The organism is uncultured Aquincola sp. (genome assembly GCF_964001545.1).
In the GTDB taxonomy this organism is placed as follows: Bacteria; Pseudomonadota; Gammaproteobacteria; order Burkholderiales; family Burkholderiaceae_C; genus Aquincola.
The window spans coordinates 1-3,461 of the sequence record NZ_CAXFDV010000208.1; the positions used below are offsets into that span (position 1 = coordinate 1).

Here is a 3,461-nt window from a genome sequence, read left to right on the forward strand (position 1 = left end):
ACACAAGAAGGACTGCCGATGACCCATCGCCCCTGCCGCGCCGCCCTGCTGGGCCTGGCCGCCGCCGCGCTGCCGCTGATCGCCTCTGCCCACGTGGGCCAGGATGGTGCGGCCCACCATGGCCTGCTGGCCGGCCTGCTGCACCCGTTCACGGGCCTGGACCACCTGCTGGCCATGCTGGCCGTGGGCACCTGGGGCGCACTGTCGCTGCCCGCGTCCGGCGCAGCGCGTGGTGGGCTGCAGCGCCTGGGTGCCGCCGCGCGGCTGCCGCTGGTGTTCGCCGCGCTGCTGCTGGCCGGTGCGCTGGCCGCCGCGGCGGGGCTGCGCCTGCCGGCGGTGGAGCCGGTGATCGCCGCTTCGCTGCTGGTGCTGGGCCTGCTGGTGGCGCTGCGCAGCCGGCTCCCGGCCGCGGCAGCTTCGGCGCTGGTGGGTGGCTTTGCGCTGTTCCATGGCGCGGCCCACGGCACGGAGCTGGGTGGCGCTGCCGCGCTGGCCGGCATGGTGGCGGCCACGGCCGTGCTGCACGCAGCCGGCCTGGCGCTGGGCTTTGCGATGCGCGACCGCGCGCCCTGGCTGGGCCGCCTGGCCGGCGGCTTCACGGCTGCGGTGGGCGCCGGCCTGCTGCTGGCTTGAAGGAGCTGTTGATGGTGCCCGGTGAACTGCTGATCGACGACGGCGACCATGAACTCAACCCCGGCCGGCGCACGCTGACCGTGGTGGTCGAAAACGCCGGCGACCGGCCGATCCAGGTCGGCTCGCACTACCACTTCGCCGAATGCAACGGCGCGCTGCAGTTCGACCGCGACGCCGCGCGCGGCATGCGGTTGAACATCGCGCCCGGCACCGCAGTGCGCTTCGAGCCCGGGCAGCAGCGCACGGTGGAACTGGTCGACTACGCCGGTGCACGCACGGTCTACGGTTTCCGTGGGCTGGTGCAGGGCCAACTCTGAAGGGGCGCAAACACATGGCACGCATCGGACGACGCGCCTACGCAGAGATGTTCGGCCCCACCGTGGGCGACCGCCTGCGGCTGGCCGACACCGACCTGATCATCGAGGTGGAGAAGGACTACACACTGGCCGCGGGCGGCCATGGTGAAGAAGTGAAGTTCGGCGGCGGCAAGGTGATCCGCGACGGCATGGGCCAGGGCCAGGTGCCCAACGGCCCGGGCGCGCATGAAGCGGCCGATTGCGTGATCACCAATGCGTTGATCATCGACCACTGGGGCATCGTCAAGGCCGACATCGGCATCAAGGGCTGCCGCATCGCCGCCATCGGCAAGGCCGGCAACCCCGACGTGCAGCCGGGCGTGGACATCGTCATCGGCCCCGGCACCGAGATCATCGCCGGCGAAGGCATGGTGGTCACGGCCGGCGCCATCGACAGCCACATCCACTTCATCTGCCCGCAGCAGATCGAAGAAGCGCTGATGAGCGGCGTGACCACGATGATCGGCGGCGGCACCGGCCCGGCCACCGGCACCCTGGCCACCACCTGCACGCCCGGGCCCAGCAACATCGCCCGCATGCTGCAGGCGGCCGACGCGTTCCCGATGAACATCGGCTTCTTCGGCAAGGGCAACGCCAGCCGGCCCGAGGCGCTGCACCAGCAGGCCGAGGCCGGCGTCATCGGCATGAAGCTGCACGAAGACTGGGGCACCACGCCTTCGGCCATCGACAACTGCCTGGGCGTGGCCGAGCTGCACGACATCCAGGTGGCGATCCACTCCGACACGCTGAACGAGTCCGGCTTCGTCGAGAACACCATTGCGGCCACCAAGGGCCGCACGTTGTGCGCCTTCCACACCGAAGGCGCAGGCGGCGGCCATGCGCCCGACATCCTGAGGGTGGTGGGCGAGGCCAATTTCCTGCCCTCGTCGACCAACCCGACGATGCCGTACACGGTCAACACCATCGACGAGCACCTGGACATGCTGATGGTGTGCCACCACCTCGATGCGTCCATCGCCGAGGACCTGGCCTTCGCCGAAAGCCGCATCCGCCGCGAGACCATCGCCGCCGAGGACATCCTGCACGACCTGGGCGCGATCAGCATGTTCAGCTCCGACAGCCAGGCCATGGGCCGCGTGGGCGAAGTGCCGCTGCGCTGCTGGCAGACGGCGCACAAGATGAAGCAGCAGCGCGGCGCGCTGCCCGGCGACAGCGAGCGCAACGACAACACCCGGGTCAAGCGCTACATCGCCAAGCTCACCATCAACCCGGCCGTCGCGCACGGTGTGTCGCACGAAGTGGGCTCGATCGAAGTGGGCAAGTGGGCCGACCTGGTGCTGTGGCGCCCGGCCTTCTTCGGCGTCAAGCCCAGCTTGATTCTCAAGGGCGGCTTCATCGCCGCAGCCGCGATGGGCGATGCCAATGCCTCCATCCCCACGCCGCAGCCGGTGCATTACCGGCCGATGTTCGGCAGCTTCGGCGGCGCGCTGCACCGCACCTCGCTCACCTTCGTCAGCGCGGCCTCACTGGCCAACGGTGCCGCCGAGAGCTATGGCCTGCACAAGCCGCTGGCCGCGGTGAAGGGCTGCCGGGGCGTGACCAAGGCCGACATGGTGCACAACAGCCTGACCCCCCACATGGAGATCGACGCCCAGACCTACACCGTGCGCGCCGACGGCGACCTGCTGACCTGCGAGCCCGCCAAGGTGCTGCCGATGGCGCAGCGGTATTTTTTGTTCTGAGGATCTGTTCAGCGGGCTTGGCTGTGCGCCCTGATCCAGGCGGCGAAGGCCGGTTCGTCCAGGGTGCCGGCGGCGACGTCGAGCATGGTCAGCGTGGCATCTGCCTGCGTCGCCACCAGCCTCTGACCATTGACTGCGAGGAACAAGCCAACCGCCAGGAAGGCCGTCCGCTTGTTGCCGTCGATGAACGGGTGGTTCTTGGCCAACCCGATGCCGTAGGCAGCGGCAAGATCAGCCAAGTCCGGACTGCCGTATGTGGCCAGGTTCAACGGCCGAGCCAGCGCCGACTCGAACAATCCCTCGTCACGAAGGCCTGGCGCACCGCCATGCTCCGACAGGCTCTCTTCATGCAGAAGCAGCAATACCTCGCGCGAAACCCAACGCCAGCCGCTCATTTGGCCAACTGATGGAACGTGTCACGGTACTCGCGCATGAACTCCCGGCCGAGCTTGAGTTGGTCCTCCAGCGAAGGATCGTAGGGTGTCAGCGTGATGCCGTTGGCCGCTTCCGTCACGAACACGGTATCGCCCTTCTCCAATTTCAATCGCGCCAGCACCTCCTTGGGCAGGATGACGCCGACCGAGTTGCCGATCTGGGTGAGCTTGAGTGCCGACATCGCTGGCTCCGAGGTTTGTTATAACGGTTGTTATTATCCAGCTTTAGCCCGCCTCCACAACCATGCTCACCGTCAACAAACTGATGCCCCAGGGCCGCGGCCTGGCCGCCGTGTTGCTCAAGCGCGCCGCCAGCGTGGCGCTGGATTGGGACG

Annotated in this window: 5 protein-coding genes and 1 pseudogene; 4 read left to right on the forward strand and 2 right to left on the reverse strand. The window is 68.5% G+C overall.

Annotated elements, in window-relative coordinates; genetic code table 11:
• The first annotated feature begins 18 nt into the window (after positions 1-18).
• From ABNT58_RS07235 to ureC, 3 genes are read left to right on the forward strand one after another with little or no spacing between them, the layout of a single operon-like run.
• The gene (locus ABNT58_RS07235; protein WP_348752827.1) at positions 19-633 is read left to right on the forward strand and encodes a HupE/UreJ family protein; all 615 of its coding nucleotides are present in this window, start codon (positions 19-21) and stop codon (positions 631-633) included.
• Positions 634-644: 11 nt separating this feature from the next.
• The gene (locus ABNT58_RS07240) at positions 645-950 is read left to right on the forward strand and encodes an urease subunit beta (RefSeq protein WP_348752831.1); all 306 of its coding nucleotides are present in this window, start codon (positions 645-647) and stop codon (positions 948-950) included.
• Positions 951-964: 14 nt separating this feature from the next.
• Positions 965-2,692: an urease subunit alpha gene (gene ureC, locus ABNT58_RS07245; RefSeq protein WP_348752828.1), complete on the forward strand. Its 1,728-nt coding sequence runs from the start codon at positions 965-967 to the stop codon at positions 2,690-2,692.
• 8 nt (positions 2,693-2,700) lie between these two features.
• On the opposite strand, the gene ABNT58_RS07250 is transcribed toward ureC, so the two are convergent.
• Together ABNT58_RS07250 and ABNT58_RS07255 are read right to left on the reverse strand one after the other, a co-directional pair.
• Positions 2,701-3,087 carry a type II toxin-antitoxin system death-on-curing family toxin gene (locus tag ABNT58_RS07250; protein ID WP_348752829.1) on the reverse strand — a complete coding sequence of 129 codons (387 nt, stop codon included), beginning with the start codon at positions 3,085-3,087 and terminating at the stop codon, positions 2,701-2,703.
• The gene (locus ABNT58_RS07255) at positions 3,084-3,308 is read right to left on the reverse strand and encodes an AbrB/MazE/SpoVT family DNA-binding domain-containing protein (protein ID WP_348752830.1); all 225 of its coding nucleotides are present in this window, start codon (positions 3,306-3,308) and stop codon (positions 3,084-3,086) included. Before ABNT58_RS07255 ends, ABNT58_RS07250 begins: the two co-directional genes overlap by 4 nt.
• 62 nt (positions 3,309-3,370) lie before the next feature.
• Between ABNT58_RS07255 and ABNT58_RS07260 the strand changes: the two are divergent.
• A pseudogene (locus ABNT58_RS07260) lies at positions 3,371-3,461 on the forward strand (urease accessory protein UreE); the annotation flags it as partial.

Excerpts from the sequence above, each read along its gene's own strand:
- ABNT58_RS07235 (WP_348752827.1), top strand. The coding sequence starts at position 19 with ATGACCCATCGCCCCTGCCGCGCCGCCCTGCTGGGCCTGGCCGCCGCC.
- ABNT58_RS07240 (WP_348752831.1), top strand. The coding sequence starts at position 645 with ATGGTGCCCGGTGAACTGCTGATCGACGACGGCGACCATGAACTCAAC.
- ureC (WP_348752828.1), top strand. The coding sequence starts at position 965 with ATGGCACGCATCGGACGACGCGCCTACGCAGAGATGTTCGGCCCCACC.
- ABNT58_RS07250 (WP_348752829.1), bottom strand. The coding sequence starts at position 3,087 with ATGAGCGGCTGGCGTTGGGTTTCGCGCGAGGTATTGCTGCTTCTGCAT.
- ABNT58_RS07255 (WP_348752830.1), bottom strand. The coding sequence starts at position 3,308 with ATGTCGGCACTCAAGCTCACCCAGATCGGCAACTCGGTCGGCGTCATC.